This window comes from Streptomyces sp. col6, assembly GCF_008042035.1.
In the GTDB taxonomy this organism is placed as follows: Bacteria; Actinomycetota; Actinomycetes; order Streptomycetales; family Streptomycetaceae; genus Streptomyces.
The window spans coordinates 868566-892217 of record NZ_RDBL01000013.1; the positions used below are offsets into that span (position 1 = coordinate 868566).

Annotated in this window: 16 protein-coding genes, 1 tRNA gene and 2 pseudogenes; 7 read left to right on the forward strand and 12 right to left on the reverse strand. The window is 70.3% G+C overall.

What is annotated here, in order from left to right:
- Together EAO73_RS20545 and pyk are read left to right on the forward strand one after the other, a co-directional pair.
- A pseudogene (locus tag EAO73_RS20545) lies at window positions 1-112 on the forward strand (hypothetical protein); the annotation flags it as partial.
- 146 nt (window positions 113-258) lie between these two features.
- Window positions 259-1692: a pyruvate kinase gene (pyk, locus tag EAO73_RS20550; RefSeq protein WP_147972960.1), complete on the forward strand. Its 1434-nt coding sequence runs from the start codon at window positions 259-261 to the stop codon at window positions 1690-1692.
- Between the two features lie 6 nt (window positions 1693-1698).
- Here pyk and EAO73_RS20555 read toward each other — a convergent pair whose 3' ends face one another.
- Together EAO73_RS20555 and EAO73_RS20560 are read right to left on the reverse strand one after the other, a co-directional pair.
- Window positions 1699-2463, reverse strand: coding sequence for a helix-turn-helix domain-containing protein (locus tag EAO73_RS20555; RefSeq protein WP_147972961.1), 765 nt, complete (start codon window positions 2461-2463; stop codon window positions 1699-1701).
- A 109-nt stretch (window positions 2464-2572) separates the two neighbouring features.
- Window positions 2573-2647, reverse strand: a tRNA-Leu gene (locus EAO73_RS20560).
- A 95-nt stretch (window positions 2648-2742) separates the two neighbouring features.
- Here EAO73_RS20560 and EAO73_RS20565 point away from each other — a divergent pair.
- A complete protein-coding gene (locus EAO73_RS20565; protein WP_018518762.1) occupies window positions 2743-3393 on the forward strand; it encodes an ANTAR domain-containing response regulator in 651 nt (216 codons plus the stop codon).
- A gap of 64 nt (window positions 3394-3457) precedes the next feature.
- Here EAO73_RS20565 and EAO73_RS20570 read toward each other — a convergent pair whose 3' ends face one another.
- From EAO73_RS20570 to EAO73_RS20595, 5 genes and pseudogenes are all read right to left on the reverse strand, one after another.
- Window positions 3458-4174, reverse strand: coding sequence for an ABC transporter ATP-binding protein (locus tag EAO73_RS20570; protein WP_147972962.1), 717 nt, complete (start codon window positions 4172-4174; stop codon window positions 3458-3460).
- Entirely contained in the window at window positions 4171-5052 is an 882-nt protein-coding gene (locus EAO73_RS20575) for an ABC transporter ATP-binding protein (RefSeq protein WP_147972963.1), read from the reverse strand. The genes EAO73_RS20570 and EAO73_RS20575 overlap by 4 nt, the downstream gene beginning before the upstream one ends.
- Before the next feature lie 4 nt (window positions 5053-5056).
- Window positions 5057-6670 (reverse strand): branched-chain amino acid ABC transporter permease, encoded by a 1614-nt coding sequence (locus EAO73_RS20580; RefSeq protein WP_224756415.1) that lies wholly within the window; start codon window positions 6668-6670, stop codon window positions 5057-5059.
- A 127-nt stretch (window positions 6671-6797) separates the two neighbouring features.
- Window positions 6798-7718: pseudogene (locus tag EAO73_RS20590) on the reverse strand (branched-chain amino acid ABC transporter permease); the annotation flags it as partial.
- Between the two features lie 100 nt (window positions 7719-7818).
- Entirely contained in the window at window positions 7819-9036 is a 1218-nt protein-coding gene (locus EAO73_RS20595; RefSeq protein ID WP_147973568.1) for a branched-chain amino acid ABC transporter substrate-binding protein, read from the reverse strand.
- Between the two features lie 342 nt (window positions 9037-9378).
- Here EAO73_RS20595 and EAO73_RS37120 point away from each other — a divergent pair, with 342 nt between their 5' ends.
- Entirely contained in the window at window positions 9379-9504 is a 126-nt protein-coding gene (locus tag EAO73_RS37120; protein WP_263576312.1) for a hypothetical protein, read from the forward strand.
- 163 nt (window positions 9505-9667) lie between these two features.
- Here the strand turns inward: EAO73_RS37120 and EAO73_RS20600 are convergent, their stop codons facing one another.
- Entirely contained in the window at window positions 9668-10138 is a 471-nt protein-coding gene (locus EAO73_RS20600; protein WP_147973569.1) for a PaaI family thioesterase, read from the reverse strand.
- Window positions 10139-10204: 66 nt separating this feature from the next.
- A complete protein-coding gene (locus EAO73_RS20605; RefSeq protein ID WP_147972964.1) occupies window positions 10205-12478 on the reverse strand; it encodes an FdhF/YdeP family oxidoreductase in 2274 nt (757 codons plus the stop codon).
- 179 nt (window positions 12479-12657) lie between these two features.
- On the opposite strand from EAO73_RS20605, the gene polA reads away from it, so the two are divergent.
- The gene (gene polA / locus EAO73_RS20610; RefSeq protein ID WP_147972965.1) at window positions 12658-15369 is read left to right on the forward strand and encodes a DNA polymerase I; all 2712 of its coding nucleotides are present in this window, start codon (window positions 12658-12660) and stop codon (window positions 15367-15369) included.
- On the opposite strand, the gene EAO73_RS20615 is transcribed toward polA, so the two are convergent.
- Window positions 15355-16242, reverse strand: coding sequence for a DUF4184 family protein (locus EAO73_RS20615; protein ID WP_147972966.1), 888 nt, complete (start codon window positions 16240-16242; stop codon window positions 15355-15357). The genes polA and EAO73_RS20615 overlap by 15 nt on opposite strands.
- A 223-nt stretch (window positions 16243-16465) precedes the next feature.
- Here EAO73_RS20615 and EAO73_RS20620 point away from each other — a divergent pair, with 223 nt between their 5' ends.
- Entirely contained in the window at window positions 16466-18184 is a 1719-nt protein-coding gene (locus EAO73_RS20620; protein ID WP_147972967.1) for a lytic murein transglycosylase, read from the forward strand.
- A 55-nt stretch (window positions 18185-18239) separates the two neighbouring features.
- On the opposite strand, the gene hrpB is transcribed toward EAO73_RS20620, so the two are convergent.
- Both hrpB and EAO73_RS20630 read right to left on the reverse strand, forming a co-directional pair.
- Complete coding sequence (hrpB, locus tag EAO73_RS20625) at window positions 18240-20741, reverse strand: ATP-dependent helicase HrpB (protein WP_147972968.1); 2502 nt, start codon at window positions 20739-20741, stop codon at window positions 18240-18242.
- Window positions 20742-20832: 91 nt separating this feature from the next.
- On the reverse strand, window positions 20833-21633 hold the full coding sequence (locus tag EAO73_RS20630; RefSeq protein ID WP_376558616.1) for a class I SAM-dependent methyltransferase: 801 nt from the start codon (window positions 21631-21633) through the stop codon (window positions 20833-20835).
- A 407-nt stretch (window positions 21634-22040) separates the two neighbouring features.
- On the opposite strand from EAO73_RS20630, the gene rpsA reads away from it, so the two are divergent.
- A complete protein-coding gene (gene rpsA, locus EAO73_RS20635) occupies window positions 22041-23552 on the forward strand; it encodes a 30S ribosomal protein S1 (protein ID WP_147972970.1) in 1512 nt (503 codons plus the stop codon).
- Window positions 23553-23652 lie beyond the last annotated feature (100 nt).

The following is a 23652-nucleotide window of genomic DNA, read 5'->3' on the forward strand; positions in this document are numbered from 1 at the left end:
GGGCGGCGGAGCCGGCGCGCCCCCGCCGCCCCCCGTCGACCTCGAACCCCAGCGCCAGACCGTCTACGCGCAGGTGAACGCCCGCTTCACCATGACCCCGCCGAAACTCTGAATTCCCACCCACGGGCACCCCGGCGCGTGCTCATCCGAGCACGCCGCCGCACAATTCAACACTTGTCAATAACCCTTCATGCAAAGGTGGTTGGACAGTCATACAGAGCCAATTACCTACCCATAGGTAAGGTCTAGGCTCGAACCATGCGCCGAGCCAAAATCGTTTGCACCCTGGGACCCGCAACCGACTCATACGACCAGATCAAGGCCCTCGTCGAGGCGGGAATGGACATCGCCCGCCTCAACCTCAGCCACGGCACCTACGCCGAACACGAAGAGCGCTACCACCGCGTGCGCAAAGCATCCGACGAGGCCCGCCGCAGCGTGGGCATCCTCGCCGACCTTCAAGGCCCGAAGATCCGCCTCGGACGCTTCAGCGAAGGCCCCGTACTCCTTGAACGCGGCGACGACTTCACCATCACCGTCGAGCCCATGGAAGGCGACCGCAACGGCTGCGGTACGACCTACAGCGGCCTCGCCGCCGACGTCACCCCCGGCGAACGCATCCTGATCGACGACGGCCGCGTCACCCTCGAAGTCATCGAGGTCGACGGCCCCCGCGTCCGCACCACCGTCGTCGAGGGCGGCATGGTCTCCGACCACAAGGGCCTCAACCTCCCCGGCGTCGCCGTCTCCGTTCCCGCGCTCTCCGAGAAGGACATCGACGACCTCCGCTGGGCCATCCGCACCGGCGCCGACGTCATCGCCCTCTCCTTCGTCCGCAGCGGCCGCGACATCGAGGACGTCCACCGCGTCATGGACGAGGAGGGTCGCCGCCTCCCCGTCATCGCCAAGGTCGAGAAGCCCCAGGCCGTCGAGAACATCGAGGACATCGTCGCCGCCTTCGACGGCATCATGGTCGCCCGCGGCGACCTCGGCGTCGAAATGCCGCTGGAGCAGGTGCCGATCGTCCAGAAGCGCGCGATCAAGCTCGCCAAGCGCAACGCCAAGCCGGTCATCGTCGCGACCCAGATGCTCGACTCGATGATCGACAACTCCCGGCCCACCCGCGCCGAGGCCTCCGACGTCGCGAACGCGATCATCGACGGCACGGACGCGGTGATGCTCTCCGGCGAGACCAGCGTCGGCAAGTACGCGATCGAGACGGTCCGCACGATGTCCCGCATCGTCGAGGCAGCCGAGGAGGACATCCTCGCGAAGGGGCTCCCGCCGCTGACCGAACGCAACAAGCCCCGCACCCAGGGCGGCGCGGTCGCCCGCGCTGCTGCGGAGATGGGCGACTTCCTCGGCGCGAAGTTCCTGGTCGCCTTCACCCAGAGCGGCGACACGGTGAAGCGGTTGTCGCGTTACCGCTCCCCGATCCCGCTCCTGGCCTTCACCCCGGACCCGGCCACCCGCTCCCAGCTCAACCTGACCTGGGGCGTCGAGACCTTCCTCGGCCCGCACGTGGACTCCACGGACGCGATGGTCGCCCAGGTGGACGAGGAACTCCTGAAGATCGGCCGCTGTCGGAAGGGCGACGTGGTGGTCATCACGGCCGGCTCCCCGCCGGGTGTGGCCGGCTCGACGAACCTGGTCCGCGTCCACCACATCGGCGAGGACGACAGCCCGAAGTAGGGCGGCTCAGTATTTCGGCCCGACGTGAGCGTCCATGAGAGCGACGGACGCCCGTCGGGCGACGGAGATGTTCTTGCCGTTGGTGTGTTTCCACTCGACGCCGAGCCGGTCGAGCGTGTCGGTGTAGAGCTTCAGGATGTCAGCCGACAGGTTGGTGAAGAAGTAGCGCGGGTACTCGTAGCGCCGTCGTTCACCACGGACGAGGCGGGTGGCCCAGTTGGTGATGCGGCAGCCGTCGGAGTGGATGAGGCCGCGGATGAATTCCCATGGGTGGGTGTCGACGATTGCCTGTTGCCACTCGGCCAGTGCGATCTTGCGGTCGTGCTTCTTGCCGGGGCCATGCTGAGGGAAGAGGCAGGGCCAGTGCTTGCTGAAGCAGGTGACGTACTGGCAGCCCGGACTTGACACCAGGCATACCTTGTTGGCGGGTCGCGCAATCTGCACTGCTTCGACGCAGGCATCGATGAGGCCTGGCCAGGCGTCCGCGCATGCGATGCGCAGGGAGTACACGCCACGCTTGTTCGCGCTGATGCACCCGTCGCCGAGGTAGAGACCGAGCAAATACGAGTATGCCGCCGGAGATTCGGGCGACCTGGGCGTATCGCCACATCGGGGGCAGTCCCGGCCGCGTGCGTATTCGAGAGGCTCTATCCGCACGAGCCAGGAACGGATGGCGGCTCTGGAAATGCCCGTCTGCTTGCTCACGGCATTCTGGCTGAGGCCCTGATCGAGGAGGGCCAGTGTGTGCCTGCGTGTTTCAAGATCGTACACCTGGACGAGCTTGGAGAATTTTGCGGACTCGTTGGCGGAATCGGAAGGGAAGTCACACGATCACGTGAATCCGGATCGTTTTGATGCGACCTTGGAATCGAAGGAAAAGTGCCCCAGGTGGGATTCGAACCCACACTGTCCGCTGTTTGAGAGCGGCCTCTCTAACCAGTTGGAGTACTGGGGCCTTGGAAAGTAAGGGCAAGCGGCGCCCCGTGTAGCTACACCTTACCGTAGCTAGGTACGCTCTTGGAGAGACGTATGCCCTGAACAAGGAGCCCCGTGACCACCCCCGAGTCGCCCCAGCCCGTCGCCGACGACGACAAGTCGCACGTCCCGCCGCTGACGACCCGTGTCGTCATCGCCGAGGACGAGGCGCTCATCCGTCTCGACCTCAAAGAGATGCTCGAAGAAGAGGGCTACTCCGTCGTCGGGGAGGCCGGGGACGGGCAGCAGGCCGTCGAGCTGGCGCGGGAGCACAAGCCGGACCTGGTCATCCTCGATGTGAAGATGCCCGTGCTCGACGGGATCTCCGCCGCCGAGAAGATCGCCGAGGAGTCCATCGCGCCGGTCCTGATGCTCACCGCGTTCTCGCAGCGCGACCTCGTGGAGCGGGCCCGGGACGCCGGGGCGATGGCGTACCTCGTGAAGCCGTTCAGCAAGAGCGACGTCGTGCCGGCGATCGAGATGGCCGTGTCGCGGTTCTCGGAGCTGAAGGCCCTGGAGAACGAGGTCGCGGACCTCGCCCAGCGGCTGGAGACGCGGAAGCTCGTGGACCGGGCGAAGAGCATTCTGCAGACGGACTACGGGCTGTCCGAGCCGGAGGCGTTCCGGTGGATCCAGAAGACGTCGATGGACCGTCGGCTGTCGATGCAGCAGCTGGCGGAGGCGCTGATCGCGGACGCCGAGGAGAAGAAGAAGGCCGCCGAGTAGGCACGTAGAACAGAGGAAAGGCCCGCGCCGTCGAGGCGCGGGCCTTTCTCGTGCGCGTGAGCGCTCAGTCCTCGCCGAGGTACGCCTTGCGGACGGACTCGTCGTGGAGGAGGTCCGCTCCGGTGCCGGAGAGGACGATCTTGCCGATCTCCATGACGTGGCCCTGGTCCGCGAGGGACAGCGCGGCCTGGGCGTTCTGCTCGACCAGGAGGATCGTCGTGCCGGAGGCGCGGAGTTCGACGATGGTCTCCATGATCTTCTGCATCATGATCGGGGAGAGGCCCATGGAGGGCTCGTCGAGCATGAGCAGCTTGGGCTGGGACATCATCGCCCTGCCCATGGCGAGCATCTGCTGCTCGCCGCCGGAGAGGGTTCCGGCGGCCTGCTTGCGGCGTTCCCCGAGGATGGGGAAGAGGTCGTAGGCGCGCTGGACGTCCTTCTCGATGCCGGCCTTGTCGTTGCGGAGGTAGGCGCCGAGGAGGAGGTTTTCGGCGATCGTCAGCCGGGGGAAGATGTGGCGGCCCTCGGGGGAGTGGGCGAGGCCCAGGGAGACGATCTTGTGTGCGGGGATGTTGGTGAGGGGTTTGCCCTCGAAGAGGATGCGTCCGGCGAGGGGTTTGAGCAGCCCGGAGAGGGTGCGCAGGGTGGTGGTCTTGCCGGCGCCGTTGGTGCCGATGAGGGTGACCACCTGGCCGGCCTCGACGGTGAACGAGATGCCCTTGACGGCTTCGATCTTGCCGTAGGCGACGCGGAGGTCCTCGACCTCCAGCAGTGCGGTCATCGGTTGTCCTCCTCTTCCGTGTGCGTGGTGGTGGCGGCGCTCGCTTCCGCCTTCTCGACCTCGGCGACCTCGTCGGCGCCGGGGGCGCCTTCGAAGGGGGTGCCGAGGTAGGCGGCGATGACGCGTTCGTCGCTCTGGACTTCGGACGCGGTGCCTTCGACGAGTTTTTCGCCCTGGACGAGGCAGGCGACGCGGTCGCAGAGGTTGAAGATGAAGCGCATGTCGTGCTCGATGACGAGGACGGCGATGCCCTGGTCCCGGATGGCGAAGATGAGTTCTTCGGTGACGCGGGTTTCCTGGGGGTTCATGCCGGCGGTGGGCTCGTCGAGGAGGAGGAGTCCGGGGTCGCTGGCGAGTGCGCGGGCGATTTCCAGCTTGCGCTGGTCTCCGTAGGGGAGGTTGCGCGCGAGGTGGTCGGCCTTGTCCTGGAGGCCGATGAACTCCAGGAGTTCCATGGCGCGTTCGCGGCTGGCGTTTTCGGCCTTGCTGTAGCCGGGGAGGCGCAGGAGAGCGGACCAGAGGCCTTCCTTGGTCCTGGTGTGGCGTCCGACGAGGACGTTTTCCAGGACGGTCATGTTGGCGAAGAGCCGGATGTTCTGGAAGGTGCGGGCGATGCCGGCCTTGGTGACGAGGTGGGGCTTGGGGGGCAGGACGGTGCCCTTGTAGCTGACCTTGCCCTCGGTGGGGACGTAGAGGCCGGTGAGGCAGTTGAAGAAGGTGGTCTTGCCGGCGCCGTTGGGGCCGATGAGGCCGACGATTTCGCCTGCGTTGACCTGGAGGTCGACGTTGCGGACGGCGGTGAGGCCGCCGAAGCGCATGGTGACTCCGCTGGCGTCCAGGACGGTGGTCCCGGTGGCGGTTTTCGTGGTGGTGGTCATGGTGTTACGCCCCCGCCTTGGCGATGCCGGCGTCCGTTTCGTCGGACTTCCGGGGTGTGGGCACGTCGAGCTGGTCGTTCTCGTGGAATTCGAGCTGCTTCCTGCGGTCGGCGACCAGGCCTTCGGGGCGGAAGCGCATCAGGAGGACGAGCGCGATGCCGAAGAGGAAGAGCTGGTAGTCCTGCATGAACTGCAGCTTGGCCGGGATGAGGTAGAGCAGTGCGGCGCCGACGAAGGGTCCGCTGAGGGTTCCCATGCCGCCGAGGATGACGGCGGCGAGGAGGAACGCGGAGTTCGGGGGTACGGAGCCGGCGAACTGGTACTGCTCGGGCGTCACGGTGTAGTTGACGTGTGCCTGTACGGTGCCGGCGAGGCCGGCCAGCGTGGCGCCGAGGGCGAAGGCGAGCAGCTTGAGCCGGAAGGCGTTGATGCCCATGGCGGTGGCGGCGGTTTCGTCCTCGCGGATGGCGACCCAGGCGCGGCCGATGCGGGATTCTCCGGAGCGGCGGAAGACGAGGACGACGACGGCGGTGACGACGAGCATCAGCAGGTAGTAGTTGGCCGGCCTGCTGAGGGTGAAGGGTCCGACGTCGTGGCTGAGTCCGAAGTCGATCCCGAGGAGGTTGAGGTCGGGGATGCTCGGGATGCCCTGGGAGCCGTTGGTGAGGTCGGGGCCGCTGTTGCCGTTGAGGTTGTTGACGGTGACGCGGAAGATCTCTCCGAAGCCGAGGGTGACGATGGCGAGGTAGTCGCCGCGCAGCCGCAGGGTCGGGGCGCCGATGAGGACGCCGAAGATCAGGGAGACGACGGCTCCGGTGAGGACGGCGGCCCAGAAGGGGAATTTGACGCCGATCGCGGAGAGGGGTGCGCCGGAGACGAGGGCGGCGGTGTAGGCGCCGACTCCGAGGAAGGCGACGTAGCCGAGGTCGAGGAGGCCGGCGAGGCCGACGACGACGTTGAGGCCGAGTGCGACGGTGGCGAAGATGAGGATGTTGACGCCGATGAGGGCGTACTCGGCGGTGTCCTGGGTGAAGGGGAAGCAGAGTGCTGCGACCAGGGCGGCGGCGAGGGTGACGTTGCGGTGTTTGCCGGTCAGCGCGGTGAGGCGGCCGATGAGGCCGGCTCGGGTGAGTGCGGTGAAGGCGAAGCCCGCGGTGATGAGGAAGCCGATGAACTGTTCGGAGTCCTCGGTGGGGATGTCGATGCCGTAGGTGAAGACGTACAGCGCGAGGCCGAAGGCGACGGCGATGATGATGATCTCGGCCCAGGCCGGGAGGGCCTTGGCGCGGGGTGCGGAGGGTGCGGCGAGGCTGTTGCGGAAGCGCTGCCAGCCGTTCGGCGCGGGGCCGTCGGTGGTGAGGGGGACGTCGTAGGGGAGGGCGAGGGAGGCGATGACGGCGACGAGGGCGCCGATGCCGCTGACCCAGGCTCCGGGTTCGAGGTTGACGACGCCGCCGAGCTCGTAGGAGATGGCGCCCATGGCGTAGCCGGTGGTGCCGAGGGTGGCGAGGGCCAGGAGGCGGACGGGGCTGTTGGTGCCGGCGGGGGTGAGCCAGCGCAGTCCGGGGATGCCGTAGCCGGTGAGGGCGAAGAGCAGGGTGGCCGCCCCCGTCTGCATGATCGCCCTCGGGCTCTTCGTCTCCAAGACCCGCTCCGGCCGCGGCATGCAGGCCACCTCGCAGGACCCCGACACCGCCAAGCTCATGGGCATCAACACCGACCGCATCATCGTCATGGCCTTCGCCATCGGTGCCGCGTTCGCCGAGCAGGCCTTGTGGCCGCAGCAGCAGGACGACGATGAGGAGGACGAAGGCCCAAACGTCCTTCCAGGCGCCGCCGCCGAAGAGGTCCATGCCGGGGACGTCGCTCATGTAGCCGGTGGCGAGGGATTCGGCGACGCCGAGGACGACTCCGCCGAGCATGGCGCCGTAGATGTTGCCGATGCCGCCGAGGACGGCGGCGGTGAAGGCTTTGAGGCCCATGAGGAAGCCCATGCGGAAGCCGATCTGGCCGTTCTTGAGCCCGTAGGCGACGGCGGCGACGGCGGCGAACGCGGCACCGATGGCGAAGGCCATGACGATGATGCGGTCGGTGTTGATGCCCATGAGCTTGGCGGTGTCGGGGTCCTGCGAGGTGGCCTGCATGCCGCGGCCGGAGCGGGTCTTGGAGACGAAGAGCCCGAGGGCGATCATGCAGACGGGGGCGGCGATGAGGACGAAGAGGTCACCGCGCTGGACGTGGGCGCCGAAGATGTCGAAGGCATCGCCCTTGAACTGCGGGAAGGGGTGGTCCTTCGTGGCGTCGGGGTACCACTTCCAGATGGCCTGCTGGAGTGCGAGGGAGAGTCCGATCGCGGTGATCAGCGGGGCGAGCCGGGGGGCGTTGCGCAGCGGCCGGTAGGCGAAGCGTTCGGCGGCGACGCTGATGGCGACGGAGCATATGACGCCGCCGATGATCATGAGGGGGACGATTGCGAGGAGGTTGGAGCCGGCCGGCATCCAGAGGTACACGGTGAGAGCTCCGAAGCCTCCGATCATGAAGATCTCGCCGTGGGCGAAGTTGATGAGCTGGATGATTCCGTAGACCATCGTGTAGCCGATCGCGATGAGTCCGTACATCGCGCCGAGGATGAGTCCATTGGCCAGCTGTTGCGGCAGTTCGTGCACCGCAGGGCCTCCGTGGAGTGGTTCGGATATGGCACCGCGCGGGAGTGCTCGTAGCGCTCCCGCGCGGTCTGGGGTCGTTCGGGTGTGGCCCGGGAGCGGGTTACGGCTTGTAGGCCTCGCTGAGCTTGGAGACCCACTTGCCGCCGTCGACCTGGTAGGCGGTCATCATGGTGTTGGTGGTGTCGCCGAACTCGTCGAAGGAGACCGGGCCGGTGACGCCGTCGAACTTGACCTTGCTCATGGCGTCGAGCACCTTGGCGCGGGCGTCGTCGGGGAGCTTGCCGTCGTTGTCGGCGACGGCGAGCTTGACGGCCTCGATGATGGCCCAGGTGGCGTCGTAGGTGCCGCCCCCGTAGGCCTCGTAGGCGTCCTTGTAGCCGGCCGTCTTGTAGTCCGCGATGAACTTCTTGGCGGAGTCGAGTTCCTCGACGGGCTTGCCGACGGAGGTGGCGATGTCGCCCTGGGCCTTCTTGTTGAGCTTGATGAAGTCGGCGCTGTACATGCCGTCGCCGCCCATGAGCGGGATCTTGACGCTGTCCTTGAGCTGCTGGCTCAGGGGGGCGCCGGCGGGGTACTCGCCGCCGTAGTAGACGGCCTTGGCGCCGGACTTCTTGACCTTGGTGACGACGGCGTTGAAGTCGCGGTCGTCGGGGTTGACGTGGTCGGAGCCGACGATCTTGCCGCCGAGGTCGGTGAAGGTGGCCTTGAAGGAGGCCGCGAGACCGGCGCCGTAGGGCTTCTGGTCGTCGATGAGGTAGACCTGCTTGATCTTCGCGTTGTTGTACAGGTACTTCGCGGCGAAGGCGCCCTGGATCTGGTCCGTGGTGGCGGTGCGGAAGTAGGTCTTGAAGGGGCGCTTCTTGTCGCCGGTCTTCCAGTTGTCGCCCTGGGTCAGCTCGGTGCCGGTGTTGGCGGGGGAGACCTGGGTGAGGCCGGCGTCGTTGAGCGGCTTCTGCATCGACTGGGCGACGCCGGAGTTCAGCGGGCCGACGACACCGACGACCTTCTTGTTGTCGATGAACTTCGTGGCGTTCTGCTGGCCGACGGAGGGCTGGGCCTGGTCGTCGAGCGGCTGGACCTCGAAGGTGATGCCGGGGACGGTCTTGTCCTTGTTCGCCGTTTTGGCGGCGAGGTCGGCGGAGTTCTTGATGCCGAGGCCGAGGGCGGAGAGGTCACCGGTGAGCGGTGCGTCGACGCCGATGACGACGGTCGTGTTGCCGCTGCCGCTGTTGCCGTCGCTCTTGTTGTCGTCGTCGCGCGACCCGCAGGCGGTGAGCGTCAGTGCACCGGTGGTGAGCACTGTGGTGAGGATGAGCAAAGAACGGTGTCGCACGAAAGGTCCTTTCCCTGGCGCGGCCTCCTCGCTTGAGGTGCCGTGTCGTTCGCCGGGCCGTACTGGGTTGGTACAGGGCCGTGCAGCAGACGCGCCCGGCGGCGCGGTGACTGGCCGTGACTCTAAGGGCAGTGGTGGGGGTCGGGAGCGGTGCCGGGCAAGGATGTGACTGTCTTGTTATGCCCTTGAGCAAGGCTTGAGGTGGCTGGGCGGACATGTACGGCTTTTTACCGGACCGTGAAGTGACCGCAATGTGAGAACGCGCAGCTCTGCTAAGGGGCTTGAGGTGATCTTGGTGCTGTCGCCCGGCGGGGGCCCGGTGGGGGCGTGCGGGTCGAATTCCCCGAGCTGCCCGCGGGCCGGCTGCTGCTCCAGACCCTGCGCTCCCACGACCAGTACAACACCACGATCTACGGCCTCGACGACCGCTACCGGGGCATCAGGGGCGGGTGAGGTGTGGCGACTGAGTGGGCCATGGAACACGGTGCGGGGTCAAGGGGGTTGATGCCGTGTGGCGGTCAATTTCCTTGATCGCGGCGGTGGTTGTGCCCGGATATGCCACTGCCCGGCCGTTTTGGGTGACGGCCGGGCAGGGGTGATGGGGTGTGGTGCGGGGTCAGGCGGCTTCGGGTGCGGGGGCGTCGCGCAGGAGGCAGGTGAGGCGGGCGGTGCAGACCCGCTTGTCGTGCTCGTCGGTGAGGACGATCTCGTACGTGGCGGTGGAGCGGCCGCGGTGTACGGGGGTGGCGACGCCTGTGATGAGGCCGCTTCGTACCCCTCGGTGATGGGTGCAGTTCAGGTCGACGCCCACGGCGACCTTGGAGGGGCCGCCGTGCAGCATGGAGCCGACGGAGCCGAGGGTCTCGGCGAGGACGGCGGAGGCGCCGCCGTGCAGGAGGCCGTAGGGCTGGGTGTTGCCCTCGACGGGCATGGTGCCGACGACGCGCTCGGCGGAGGCTTCGAGGATGCGGACGCCCATGCGTTCCCCGAGGTGGCCGGCGGAGAAGAGGGCGGGCAGGTCGACGCCGAGTGCGGCGTACTCGTCGATGATCTCCTGGGGGAACGTGGGTGCGGTGTGCTCGCCCATGGGTCCGCCTTTCGTCTCGGTGTGGTGCTCGTGTGCGTCGTTCATATCAGACGGCTGAGCGAGCGCTTAGTCCACCGGCTCGAAGCGCACCACGACGGACTTGGAGGCGGGGGTGTTGCTGGTGTCGGCGGTGGAGTCGAGGGGGACCAGCACGTTGGTCTCGGGGTAGTAGGCGGCGGCGCAGCCCCGGGCGGTGGGGTAGTGGACGACGCGGAAGCCGGGGGCGCGGCGCTCGACGCCGTCCTTCCACTCGCTGACGAGGTCGGTGTAGGAGCCGTCGGGGAGGCCGAGCGCGGTGGCGTCGTCGGGGTGTACGAGGACGACGCGGCGGCCGCCCCTGATGCCCCGGTAGCGGTCGTCGAGGCCGTAGATCGTGGTGTTGTACTGGTCGTGGGAGCGCAGGGTCTGGAGCAGCAGCCGGCCCGCGGGCAGCTCGGGGAATTCGACCGGCGCGGCGGTGAAGTTGGCCTTGCCGGTGGCGGTGGGGAAGCGCCGGGAGTCGCGGGGGCCGTGCGGGAGGGTGAAGCCGCCGGGGTGGGCGACGCGCGCGTTGAAGTTCTCGAAGCCGGGGACGACGCGGGAGATGCGGTCGCGGATCGTGGCGTAGTCCTTCTCGAACTCCTCCCAGGGCGTGGCGGATTCCGGTCCGAGGACGGCGCGGGCGAGGCGGGCGACGATGGCGGGTTCGGAGAGCAGGTGGGGGCTCGCGGGGGTGAGGTTGCCGCGTGAGGCGTGGACCTTGCTCATGGAGTCCTCGACGGTGACGAACTGCTTGCCGCCCGCCTGGACGTCCTTGTCGGTGCGGCCGAGGGTGGGCAGGATCAGGGCGCGGGCGCCGGTGACGGCGTGGGAGCGGTTGAGCTTGGTGGAGACGTGGACGGTGAGGCGCGCGTTGCGCATGGCGGCCTCGGTGACGTCGGTGTCGGGGGTGGCGGCGACGAAGTTGCCGCCCATGGCGAGGAAGACCTTGGCGTCGCCGTCGCGCAGGGCGCGGATGGCGCGGACGACGTCGTAGCCGTGGTGGCGGGGTGAGGTGATCCCGAATTCCTTGTCGAGGGCGTCGAGGAAGGCGGGTGCGGGGCGTTCGAAGATGCCCATGGTGCGGTCGCCCTGGACGTTGGAGTGGCCGCGCACGGGGCAGACGCCGGCGCCGGGGCGGCCGATGTTGCCGCGCAGCAGGAGGAAGTTGACGACCTCGCGGATGGTGGGCACGGAGTGCTTGTGCTGGGTGAGGCCCATGGCCCAGCAGACGACGGTGCGCTGCGAGGCGAGGACCATGGCGAGGGCCTGTTCGATGGCGGCGCGGTCGAGTCCGGTCGCGGCGAGCGTCTCGTCCCAGTCGGCCTCGGCGGCGGCCGCTGCGAACTCCTCGTAGCCGTGGGTGTGTTCGGCGACGAACGTCTTGTCGACGGCGCCTTCGGTCTCCAGGATCAGTTTGTTCAGGAGGCGGAAGAGGGCTTGGTCGCCGCCGATGCGGATCTGGAGGAACAGGTCGTTCAGCGGTGCGCCCTTGAGCAGGCCGCGCGGGGTCTGCGGGTTCTTGAAGCGTTCGAGGCCGGCCTCGGGCAGCGGGTTCACCGAGATGATCTTCGCGCCGGCGGCCTTGGCCTCTTCCAGGGCGGAGAGCATCCGGGGGTGGTTGGTGCCGGGGTTCTGGCCGGCGATGATGATCAGGTCGGCGTGGTGCAGGTCCTCCAGGGACACCGAGCCCTTGCCGACGCCGATGGTCTCGGTGAGCGCGGAGCCCGAGGACTCGTGGCACATGTTGGAGCAGTCGGGCAGGTTGTTGGTGCCGAATTCGCGGGCGAAGAGCTGGAGGAGGAACGCGGCCTCGTTGCTGGTGCGCCCCGAGGTGTAGAAGACGGCCTCGTCGGGGGAGGCGAGCGAGCCGAGCTCCTCGGCGATGATCGCGAAGGCGCGTTCCCAGGTCACCGCCTCGTACCGGTCGGCGCCCTCGGGCAGGTACACGGGCTGGGTGATGCGGCCCTGCTGGCCGAGCCAGTAGCCGCTGCGCCCGGCGAGGTCGGAGACGGGGTGCGCGGCGAAGAAGTCCGGGGCCACCCGGCGCAGCGTGGCCTCCTCGGCGACGGCCTTCGCGCCGTTCTCGCAGAACTCGGCGGTGTGCCGCTTGTCGCCCTCGGGCCAGGCGCAGCCGGGGCAGTCGAAGCCGTCCTTCTGGTTGACCTTGAGGAGGGTCTGCGCGGTGCGGCGCAGACCCATCTGCTGCTGGGCGACGCGCAGGCTGTGGGCGACGGCGGGCAGCCCGGCGGCGGAGTGCTGGGCCGGTCCGACCCGGGGGGCGTCCTGGACGGGGTCTCCGGTGGGCGGCTTGCTGGCCATGGTGCTCCCCTTCGAGCCTGCTGCGGGTCCCCGGGAGGTGCCTCGCGGGTCCGCCGTGTGTGTTTCCTTCTCCCTTCGATCCTGGCACGCGGGGCGGGCGGGGTGCCGGGTCAGGGCCTGTCCGGCGTCGCGCGCGGTGGCCGGTCCGGATTGTCAGTGGTACGTGGCAGGATCGGGGTGTGGCTGAGACGGCATCGAAGAAGACGGCAGACAACCGACCGCGCCTGCTCCTCATGGACGGGCACTCCCTGGCGTACCGGGCGTTCTTCGCCCTGCCCGCGGAGAATTTCACGACGGCGGTGGGCCAGCCGACGAATGCCGTGTACGGCTTCATGTCGATGCTGGCGAACACCCTGCGTGACGAGGCGCCGACGCACTTCGCGGTGGCGTTCGACGTGTCCCGCAAGACATGGCGTGCGCAGGAGTTCCCGGAGTACAAGGCGAACCGGTCGAAGACCCCCGACGAGTTCAAGGGCCAGGTCGAGCTGATCGGCGAGCTGCTGGACGCGATGCACGCGGACCGGTTCGCGGTCGAGGGCTTCGAGGCGGACGACGTCATCGCCACGCTGGCCACGCAGGCCGAGGCGGCCGGATTCGAGGTCCTGATCGTCACCGGCGACCGCGACTCGTTCCAGCTGATCACGGACAACGTGACCGTGCTGTACCCCACGAAGGGCGTCTCCGAGCTGACCCGGTTCACGCCGGAGAAGGTCGTCGAGAAGTACGGCCTCACCCCCCGGCAGTATCCGGACTTCGCGGCGCTGCGCGGTGACCCGTCGGACAACCTTCCGAGCATCCCCAAGGTCGGTGAGAAGACCGCCGCGAAGTGGATCAACCAGTTCGGCACGTTCGACGAGCTGATCGCGCGCGCCGACGAGGTCAAGGGTGTCGCCGGGCAGAACCTCCGCGACCACCTGGAAGCGGTGAAGATGAACCGCGTGCTGACCGAGATGGTCCGGGACGTGGAGCTGCCGAAGACCCCGGCCGAGCTGGAGCGCGCCCCCTACGACCGTACGGCGGTCACGGGCATCCTCGACATACTGGAGATCCGCAATCCGAGCCTGCGCGAGCGGCTGCTCGCGGTCGACCCGGGGGCCGCGGAGGCCGAGCCGCCCGCCCCTGCCGCCGGGATCGAGCTGGACGGGGCCGTGCTATCCACCGGCGAGGTCGGCCCGTGGCTGGAGGAGCACGGCGCGCAGCCGCTGGGCGTCATGACGGTCGACTCCTGGTCGCTCGGCGTCGGCACGGTCACCGAGGTCGCGCTGGCCGCCGCCGACGGCTCCGCCGCCTGGCTGGACCCGGCGCAGCTGGACCAGGCCGACGAGGAGGCGTTCGCCGCGTGGGTGGCGGACCCGGCCCGGCCCAAGGTCATGCACAACGCGAAGAGCGCGATGCGGGTGTTCCCGGAGCACGGCTGGCACCTCGAAGGCGTCACGATGGACACCGCGCTCGCGGCGTACCTGGTGAAGCCCGGCCGGCGCTCCTTCGCGCTGGACGCCCTGGCCGTGGAGTACCTGGGCCGGGAGCTGGCCCCGGCCGCGGCGGCCGACGGTCAGCTGGCCTTCGGCGCGGACGACCGGGCGGAGGCCGACGCGCTGATGGCGCAGGCCCGCGCGGTCCTGGACCTGGGTGACGCGTTCACGGAGCGGCTGAAGGAGGTCGGCGCGGCCGAGCTGCTGCACGACATGGAGCTGCCGACGTCGATCCTGCTGGCCCGCCTGGAGCGGCACGGCATCGCGGCGGACCGGGCCCATCTGGAGGGCATGGAGCAGCAGTTCGCCGGAGCCGTCCAGCAGGCGGTGAAGGAGGCGCACGCGTCGGTGGGCCGGGAGTTCAACCTCGGTTCGCCCAAGCAGCTCCAGGAGGTCCTGTTCGGGGAGCTGGGCCTGCCGAAGACGAAGAAGACCAAGACCGGGTACACGACGGACGCGGACGCGCTGGCCTGGCTGGCGGGCCAGACGGAGCACGAGCTGCCCGTCCTCATGCTTCGCCACCGCGAGCAGGCGAAGCTGCGGGTGACGGTCGAGGGCCTGGTGAAGTCGATCGCGGCGGACGGCCGTATCCACACCACGTTCAACCAGACGGTGGCGGCGACCGGCCGGCTCTCGTCCACGGACCCGAATCTGCAGAACATCCCCGTCCGCACGGACGAGGGCCGGGCGATCCGCCGCGGCTTCGTCGTCGGCGAGGGTTTCGAGACGCTGATGACGGCGGACTACAGCCAGATCGAACTGCGGGTGATGGCCCACCTCTCCGAGGACGCGGGCCTGATCGAGGCGTTCACCTCCGGCGAGGACCTGCACACCACGGTCGCCTCGCAGGTCTTCGGCGTGGAGAAGACGGCGGTCGACCCGGAGATGCGGCGCAAGATCAAGGCCATGAGCTACGGCTTGGCGTACGGTCTCTCCGCGTTCGGCCTCTCCCAGCAGCTGAACATCGAGGCGGGTGAGGCCCGGGGCCTGATGGACACCTACTTCGAGCGGTTCGGCGGGGTCCGGGACTATCTGCACCGTGTGGTGGAGGAGGCCAGGGCCACCGGGTACACGGAGACGGTCTTCGGCCGCCGCCGCTACCTCCCCGACCTGAACAGCGACAACCGCCAGCGCCGCGAGACCGCCGAGCGGATGGCGCTGAACGCCCCGATCCAGGGCACCGCCGCGGACATCGTCAAGGTCGCCATGCTCCACGTCGACCGGGCGCTGCGCGAGGCGGAGCTGAAGTCGCGGATGCTGCTCCAGGTGCACGACGAAATCGTGCTGGAGATCGCCGAGGGCGAGCGGGAGCGGGTCGAGGGCATCCTGCGCCACGAGATGTCCACAGCGGTGCGGCTGCGGGCCCCGCTGGACGTGTCGGTCGGCGTCGGCGGCGACTGGGAGTCAGCGGCCCACTGACCGCTTCCGGCCGGGGCCCGGTTCTTCGGACAGGCCCCGGCCGGTGCCGGCCGCGTCCCGGCGTACGGGGGCGAGCCGCACCGCCGCCGCGTACAGCAGGAGCCCGGCCGCGAGGCCTGCGCCCGCGCCGAAGCAGGCCGTCGGGATGATGTCGAGCGGCGTGTCGATGTGCCCGAAGTAGGCGTACCAGCGGGCGCACCGGTGGGCGATGCCCAGCAGGACGCACAGCCCGATGGCGGCGAGCGCCCATCGCCGGGTGCGCGGGTCCAGGACCGGTACGGCCGGGGGCACGGGCCGCTCCCCGGTCCGCCGCAGCCCCGACACCGCGAACCAGGCGAGCAGCAGCAGGGCCGGGGCCGAAGTGCCGTACTGGACGAGGGTGAAGACGGGGAGCCCGCCCACGCTGCCGTCGAGTCCCGGCACCAGCCGCACACCCCAGCGGTCGTGGTGCGTGAAGGCGTCCCACACCACATGGCTGGCGGAGCCGAGGGCCGCCGACACCGCGAACCACGCGCCGTCCCGCACACGAAGTGCCCGCCGTCCGGGGCCCGTTGCGGGCCTCGCGCCGCCCAGCCAGGTGTGCACGCGCCCCCGCCACCGCTCCGGCAGCAGCGCCACCACGGGGTCGCGCAGCAGCAGCCACAGCGCGAGGGCCACGGCCGTGATGAGGACATCCACGGTGAACACGCCCCACACCGCGTGGGTGACCTCGCCGAACTCCATCGCGCCCGGAATCACCGAGTCCGCGAAGTAGGTCAGGTCGGGGGCGAACGACCCGGCGACGAGGGCCGAGGCGAGCAGCGGGCCGCGGCCCGAGCCGTCGCGCCGTATCCCGGGGAGCACGGCGGCGGCGTGGCTGAGCGTGAAGGGCATGCGGGCAGTATGCGTGACCCGGCGGGGCAGGAGCGGGGTGGCCCGGGGGGCAGGAAGGTCCGTCACAAGGATGTCCGCACGTGGACAACTTGTGTTCAGGAAGGTGAGAAAGCGGTAAGAACCGGCCCGTCCGCTGTGTGCGGGCCGGAAGAGTTGCCGTAGGGTCGCCTGAGTCCAGGCGCAGGGGAGCGCCGACAGCGACGAGGGGGAGGGCCCACACGTCATGGCAGCGCAATTCGGTCGCCGACTGTACAGAGGGGCGGCCACCACCGCCGTGGCAGCCGCCGCCGTGGCGGCACTCTCCGCCTCGCAGGCCCCGGGGTCCCCGCTGGTCGCGGCGGACGGCGACCACTCGTCCGCCGGTGCGGCGACACCCGCCGAACAGGGCGGCGGTGGCGGCGGTGTCTCCGGTGACTCGCCGTACTACACGGACCTGCCCCCGCTCAACACGCCGGACAAGCCCGGCAGTTCCTCCAATCTTCCGGTGACGGGCAGTGCCGAGTCGGGCATACCCGCCTCCGTCCTTGCGGCGTACAAGAAGGCCCAGGAGACCGTCGCGGGCACGGACGCCGCCTGCCGGCTGCCGTGGCAGCTGCTCGCCGCGATCGGCAAGGTCGAGTCCGGGCAGGCCCGGGGCGGCCGGGTCGACGCGCAGGGCACCACGCTCACCCCGATCCTCGGCCCCGCCCTCGACGGCAACGGCTTCGCGCTGATCAAGGACACCGACAACGGCGCCTACGACGGGGACCGGACGCACGACCGCGCGGTCGGCCCGATGCAGTTCATCCCGTCCACCTGGGCGACCTGGGGCCAGGACGGCAACGGCGACGGCCGCAAGGACCCCAACAACGTCTACGACGCCGCGCTCGCCGCCGGCCGCTACCTCTGCGCCGGCTCCCGCGACCTGTCGACCGCCACCGACCTGGACCGGGCGGTCCTCAGCTACAACCACTCCGACGTGTATCTGCGTACGGTCCGCTCCTGGTTCTCGTACTACAACCGCGGCACGCACGAGGTCCCCGACGGCACCGGCGCCCTGCCGACCGGCCCGACCAGCCGGAACCCGGGCGGCAGCCCGAGCGGCGGCCCCTCGACGACGCCGTCCCCGACGCCCTCGCCGTCGAAGACCCCGAAGCCGGGCGGTTCGAAGAAGCCCACGAAGCCGTCCGACCCGAGTGCCGAGCCGTCCAAGCCGGGCGACCTCGGCAAGCCGCCGACGCACACCCCGACTCCGGCGCCCAGCCCGTCCAAGTCCGTGACCGCACTGCAGAACGACGGCACCGGCACCCTGATCGCCACCGCCGGCGACACGTTCGACGGGCGGGTCCAGGTGCGGGCGCGCGACGGCCTCGGCGCCCCCGTCGCCAAGGCGAAGGTGACCTTCACCCTCAGCGGTGACACCGACACCGTGTTCGACGGCGGCTTCACGTCCGTCACGCTCCAGACCGGGGCCGACGGCAAGGCGTCCTCCCCGCTCCTCCGCGCGGGCGAGAAGACCGGCGAGTTCACCGTGCGGGCCACCGTCGAGGGCACCTCGGTCGCCACGAGCTTCAAGGCGACCGTCACCGCCCGCCAGGCCGACGCCATCGCCCGGACCGGCACCACCGAGCTGAGCGCCGTCGCGGGCCAGACCTTCGACGACATCACGGTCGCCGCCACCTACAAGGGCAAGGCCGCCGCCAAGGTCGCCGTCACCGCCACCATGATCACCGACGGTCTCGTACCGGTCGAGAACGACAAGGGCCCGTACTGCACGAACGACGCCGGTGACCCCGTCCGCAGCATCGTGCTGACCACCGACGCCGACGGGAAGCTGAAACTCCCGAAGTTCTACGCCGACGGCCCGGCCGGTACGTACAAGCTGCGCCTCACCACCGAGGGCGGCGCGACCACGGTCATCAAGCTGACCGTCGAGGAGCGCACGGCCTCCGCCGCCTCCTGACATCACGCCGGCAGCCCCTCCGCCGATCCGCCGGGCGGCAGGGGCTGCCGCATGCTCAGTCGCGCTTGAGGCGCGCCTTCGTGAACCGGGTCGCCTCCACCGTCGTCGGGTCCTGTGGCCACGGGTGCTTCGGATAACGGCCGCGCAGCTCCGCCCGCACGGCCTTGTAGCCCTCACGCCAGAACGACGCCAGGTCCGCCGTCACGGCGGCGGGCCGCCCGGCGGGGGAGAGCAGGTGGACCAGGACCGGCACGCCCGCCACCGCCGGGGTCTCCTGGAGGCCGAACAGCTCCTGGAGCTTCACCGCGAGCACCGGCTGGTCCCCGCCGTACTCCACCCGGATCCGTGAACCGCTCGGCACCTCGATCCGCTCCGGCGCCAGCTCGTCCAGGCGCGCCGCCTCACCCGTCGCCCACGGCAGCAGCCTGCGCAGCGCCTGCCCCGCGTCGATCGCGGCCAGGTCGGAGCGGCGCCGGGCCCGTGACAGCTCCGGTTCCAGCCAGGTCCCGGGGTCCGCCAGCAGCGCCCCGTCCGAGACATCCGGCCACGGCTCACCCAGCACCCGGTGCAGGAACGCCAGCCGCTCCCGCAGCTGCCCCGCGTCCCGGCTCCAGCGCAGCAGCCCCGGACCCTCCCGCCGCAGCCCCTCCACCAGGGCCTCGCGGACCAGCGCCGGGTCCGGCTGCTTCAGCGGGCGCGCCGCCAGCTCGACCGCGCCCAGCCGCTCCACCCGCCGGGCGACCACGTCCCGGCCGTCCCAGCGGACCTCCTCGCCCGCGAACCGCAGATGCCCGGCCGCCAGGCGCGCCGTGTCCTCGTCGACGACGGCCGCGAGCCGCACCCGCGCGGACGCCGCGTGCGCCGGCCGGTCCGCGACCGCGACGGCCAGCCAGGAAGCACCGCGCAGCCCGGAGCCCTCGCCCGGCTCGGCGCCCGTGCCCGACGCCATCAGGAACGCCCCGCCGCCCCGCGCCCGCGCCACCCGCTCCGGGAACGCCAGCGCCGCGACCAGGCCCACCGCCGTGTCGTCCGCGACGGGCCGGCCGCCGCCCTCGCCCCTCAGCGAGGACGACAGGCGCCGCACCTCCTGGCGCCAGCGGCCCGCGTAGGCGTCCTGGCCCCGGCGCGCGGTGCGCAGCGCGGCCGCCAGATCGTCCCCGTACGCGCGGGGCGGCTCCTCGCTCAGCAGCGCCACCACCTCGGCGGCCCGGCGCCCGCCGACCTCGGCCGCCCCGTCCAGCAGCGCCCTGGCCAGCCGGGGATGCAGCCCGAGTCGGGACATCCGCACGCCCCGCTCGGTGACCCGGCCGTCCGGACCGACCGCGCCGACCGCGGCGAGTACCTCGCGCGCGGCGGCCATCGCCCCCTCCGGCGGCGCGTCCAGCAGCGCGAGCCCCGAGGCGTCCGGATCGCCCCAGCAGGCCGCCTGGAGGGCGAACGCCGTCAGATCGGCCACCCGGATCTCCGGGGACGGGAAGCGGGCGAGCCGGCCGTCCTCGGCCTGGTCCCAGCAGCGGTAGACCGTCCCCGGCGCCTCGCGCCCCGCCCGGCCCGCGCGCTGGCGGCCCGCCGCCTGCGAGGCCCGTACGGTCGTCAGCGCGCTCAGACCTCGCGCGTGATCGGTGCGCGGCTCACGGGCCAGACCGGAGTCGACGACCGTCCGCACCCCTGGGACCGTCAGCGACGACTCCGCCACCGAGGTCGCCAGGACCACCCGCCGCCCCTCGGCGGAGCCGGCCAGCACCGCGTCCTGCACCGCGGCCGGCGCCCGCCCGTGCACCTGGAGCACCTCGGCCGCGACGCCCGCCAACTGCCCTGCCACACGCCCGATCTCGCTGACCCCGGGCAGGAAGCACAGCACGTCGCCGTCCCGCTCCGCGAGCGCCCGCCGCACCACGGCGGCGACATGGCCCAGCAGCGCCGGATCGACCCTCATCCCGTGCGGCGGCCGCACCGGCGCGGCCGGCGGGGCCCACACCACCTCCACCGGATACGACACGCCCTGCGCCTCGACGACCGGGGCATCGCCCAGCAGCCGGGCCCAGCCCTCCGCGTCCGTCGTCGCGGACGCCGCCACCAGCCGCAGATCGGGGCGGATCGCCTCGCGCACGTCCAGCAGGAACGCGGCCACCGTGTCCGCGTCGAGATGGCGCTCGTGGCACTCGTCGATGATCACCGCGTCCACCCCGGACAGCTCCTGGTCGCGCTGCAGCCGCTGGAGCAGCACCCCGGTGGTGACGACCTCCACCACGGTGTCCGGGCCCACGACCCGCTCGCCGCGCACGGTGAAGCCGACGCGGGCGCCGGGCCGCTCGCCCAGCAGCCAGGCCATGCGCCGGGCCGCCGCGCGGGCGGCGATCCGGCGGGGTTCGGCGACGACGACCCGGCGTACGGGGCCCTCCCCGGTCAGCCCGGCCAGGGCGAGCGGGACGAGGGTGGTCTTGCCGGTGCCGGGGGGTGCGCACAGCACCGCGACCCCTCGGTCGTCGAGCGCCCGCCGCAGGGCGGGCACGGCGGTGCGGACGGGCAGCCGGTCGAGGGCGTCGGTGCGGATCACGCCCCCAGTCTCGTACGGCTTCGTCCCGTGCCCCGCACCGGCCGGTGCGGGGCACGGGCGCCGGAGCGCCCGCGCGCCCGGCGGGCAGGCGTCAGCCGCGCTCGCAGACGAAGATCGCGGTTCCCGGGATCAGGTTGCCGCGCAGCGGGGACCAGCCGCCCCACTCCTGGTCGTTCCAGGCGGGCCACTCCGGCTCGACCAGGTCCACCAGCCGGAAGCCGCCCGCGACCACGTCCCGCACCCGGTCGCCCAGCGTGCGGTGGTGCTCCACGTACACCGCGTCGCCGCGCTCGTCCTGCTCGACGTAGGGCGTGCGGTCGAAGTAGGAGGCGGCGACCGACAGGCCCTCGGGCCCCGGCTCGTCGGGGAAGGCCCAGCGGATGGGGTGCGTCACGGAGAAGACCCACCGGCCACCGGGGCGCAGCACGCGGTGGACCTCGCGGAAGACCTGGACCGGTTCGGCGACGAAGGGCACCGCGCCGTAGGCGGAGCACGCCAGGTCGAAGGAGGCGTCACGGAACGGCAGCCGCCCGGCGTCGGCCTCGACCAGCGGGACGTCCTCGCCGATGCGCAGGGCGTGCTGGAGCTGGCGGTGGGAGAGGTCCAGGGCGACGGGGCGGGCGCCCCGGGCGGCCAGCCAGCGCGAGCACTGCGCCGCGCCGGCGCCGATCTCCAGGACGTCGAGCCCCTTCAGCGCGGCGGCGGGGCCCAGCAGCCCGGCCTCGGCCTCGTCCAGGCCCTCCGGGCCCCATACGAACCGGTCGTCGCCGAGGAAGGCGCCGTGGTCGCTCTGGTACTCGTCGGCGTTGCGGTCCCACCAGCCGCGGTTGGCCCGGCTGCTCTCGGTGGTTCCGGCGCTGCGGCGTGTCGCCTCGGGTTCGGCGGCGTACATCTCTTGGCTCATCGTGTCCGTCGTTGTAGTTTGCCTTCACCCCGTCGTACGAGGTACGTACCAAGGGGGCTGTGAACTGCGGAACCCGTGTGTCCGGACGTTCCCGGAGCCGATCTGGCCTCGGTGAACCCGAGTTGTGCCGGATATGGGGCATTCCGCCGGTGGTGTCCGCCTTCGCGCATTGACCGTGCCCTGCTGCCCCCGTATGCTACAAGTTGCGCTGCGAGCCTGCGCTCCTCAGACCTAGCAGGCCGCGCTCGCATCTGTTGCATGTCCCCTCGGTTCACGAGGCGCCTCCCGGTCACGGGAAGGGCGCTTCCCGGGCTGTCCGGCTTCTGCAGAGGCGATACGGGTTCACGGCGTAGCAGTACCTACGACTCACTGTCCGTACCGGAGCCCTTTCCCACATGACGAGCAGCACCGAGACCACCGCCACCACTCCGCAGGTTGCGGTCAACGACATCGGCGACGCGGACGCGTTCCTCGCGGCGATCGACGAGACGATCAAGTACTTCAACGACGGCGACATCGTTGACGGTGTCATCGTCAAGGTTGACCGGGACGAGGTTCTCCTCGACATCGGTTACAAGACCGAAGGTGTCATCCCGAGCCGCGAGCTCTCGATCAAGCACGACGTCGACCCGAACGAGGTCGTCAAGGTCGGTGACGAGATCGAGGCCCTGGTTCTCCAGAAGGAGGACAAGGAAGGCCGCCTGATCCTCTCGAAGAAGCGCGCTCAGTACGAGCGTGCCTGGGGCACCATCGAGAAGATCAAGGAAGAGGACGGCATCGTCACCGGTACCGTCATCGAGGTCGTCAAGGGTGGTCTCATCCTCGACATCGGCCTCCGTGGCTTCCTGCCGGCGTCGCTCGTCGAGATGCGTCGCGTCCGCGACCTCCAGCCGTACGTGGGCAAGGAGCTCGAGGCCAAGATCATCGAGCTGGACAAGAACCGCAACAACGTGGTCCTGTCCCGCCGTGCCTGGCTCGAGCAGACCCAGTCCGAGGTCCGCCAGACGTTCCTCACGACCCTCCAGAAGGGTCAGGTCCGCTCCGGCGTCGTCTCCTCGATCGTCAACTTCGGTGCCTTCGTGGACCTGGGTGGCGTCGACGGTCTGGTGCACGTCTCCGAGCTGTCCTGGAAGCACATCGACCACCCCTCCGAGGTCGTCGAGGTCGGCCAGGAGGTCACGGTCGAGGTCCTCGACGTCGACATGGACCGCGAGCGCGTGTCCCTGTCGCTCAAGGCGACGCAGGAAGACCCGTGGCAGCAGTTCGCCCGTACGCACCAGATCGGGCAGGTCGTCCCCGGTAAGGTCACCAAGCTCGTTCCGTTCGGTGCGTTCGTGCGCGTCGACGAGGGCATCGAGGGCCTGGTCCACATCTCCGAGCTGGCCGAGCGCCACGTGGAGATCCCGGAGCAGGTCGTCCAGGTCAACGACGAGATCTTCGTCAAGGTCATCGACATCGACCTCGAGCGCCGTCGCATCAGCCTCTCGCTGAAGCAGGCCAACGAGGCCTTCGGCGGCGACCCGGCCTCGGTCGAGTTCGACCCGACCCTGTACGGCATGGCCGCGTCCTACGACGACCAGGGCAACTACATCTACCCCGAGGGCTTCGACCCCGAGACCAACGACTGGCTCGAGGGCTTCGAGGCTCAGCGCGAGGTCTGGGAGACCCAGTACGCCGAGGCGCAGCAGCGCTTCGAGCAGCACCAGGCCCAGGTCATCAAGTCCCGCGAGGCCGACGAGGCCGCTGCCGCCGAGGGCGCTGCCGCCCCCGCCGGCAACGCCCCGGCCGCCTCGGGCGGCAGCGGCGGCGGCTCCTACTCCTCGGAGTCCTCGGACAACTCCGGCGCCCTGGCGTCGGACGAGGCCCTGGCCGCGCTCCGCGAGAAGCTGGCGGGCGGCCAGAGCTGACGCTCTGTCCCTCCGGCCGGTCATCGGCTGCGGTAGGTAAGTGACCGTGAGGCCCGTCCCCTTCGGGGGGCGGGCCTCACGCGTTTCCGCGTGAAACCGC

Excerpts from the sequence above, each read along its gene's own strand:
- pyk (WP_147972960.1), top strand. The coding sequence starts at position 259 with ATGCGCCGAGCCAAAATCGTTTGCACCCTGGGACCCGCAACCGACTCA.
- EAO73_RS20570 (WP_147972962.1), bottom strand. The coding sequence starts at position 4,174 with ATGACCGCACTGCTGGAGGTCGAGGACCTCCGCGTCGCCTACGGCAAG.
- EAO73_RS20575 (WP_147972963.1), bottom strand. The coding sequence starts at position 5,052 with ATGACCACCACCACGAAAACCGCCACCGGGACCACCGTCCTGGACGCC.
- EAO73_RS20580 (WP_224756415.1), bottom strand. The coding sequence starts at position 6,670 with ATGCAGACGGGGGCGGCCACCCTGCTCTTCGCCCTCACCGGCTACGGC.
- EAO73_RS20600 (WP_147973569.1), bottom strand. The coding sequence starts at position 10,138 with ATGGGCGAGCACACCGCACCCACGTTCCCCCAGGAGATCATCGACGAG.
- EAO73_RS20605 (WP_147972964.1), bottom strand. The coding sequence starts at position 12,478 with ATGGCCAGCAAGCCGCCCACCGGAGACCCCGTCCAGGACGCCCCCCGG.
- EAO73_RS20615 (WP_147972966.1), bottom strand. The coding sequence starts at position 16,242 with ATGCCCTTCACGCTCAGCCACGCCGCCGCCGTGCTCCCCGGGATACGG.
- EAO73_RS20620 (WP_147972967.1), top strand. The coding sequence starts at position 16,466 with ATGGCAGCGCAATTCGGTCGCCGACTGTACAGAGGGGCGGCCACCACC.
- EAO73_RS20630 (WP_376558616.1), bottom strand. The coding sequence starts at position 21,633 with ATGTACGCCGCCGAACCCGAGGCGACACGCCGCAGCGCCGGAACCACC.
- rpsA (WP_147972970.1), top strand. The coding sequence starts at position 22,041 with ATGACGAGCAGCACCGAGACCACCGCCACCACTCCGCAGGTTGCGGTC.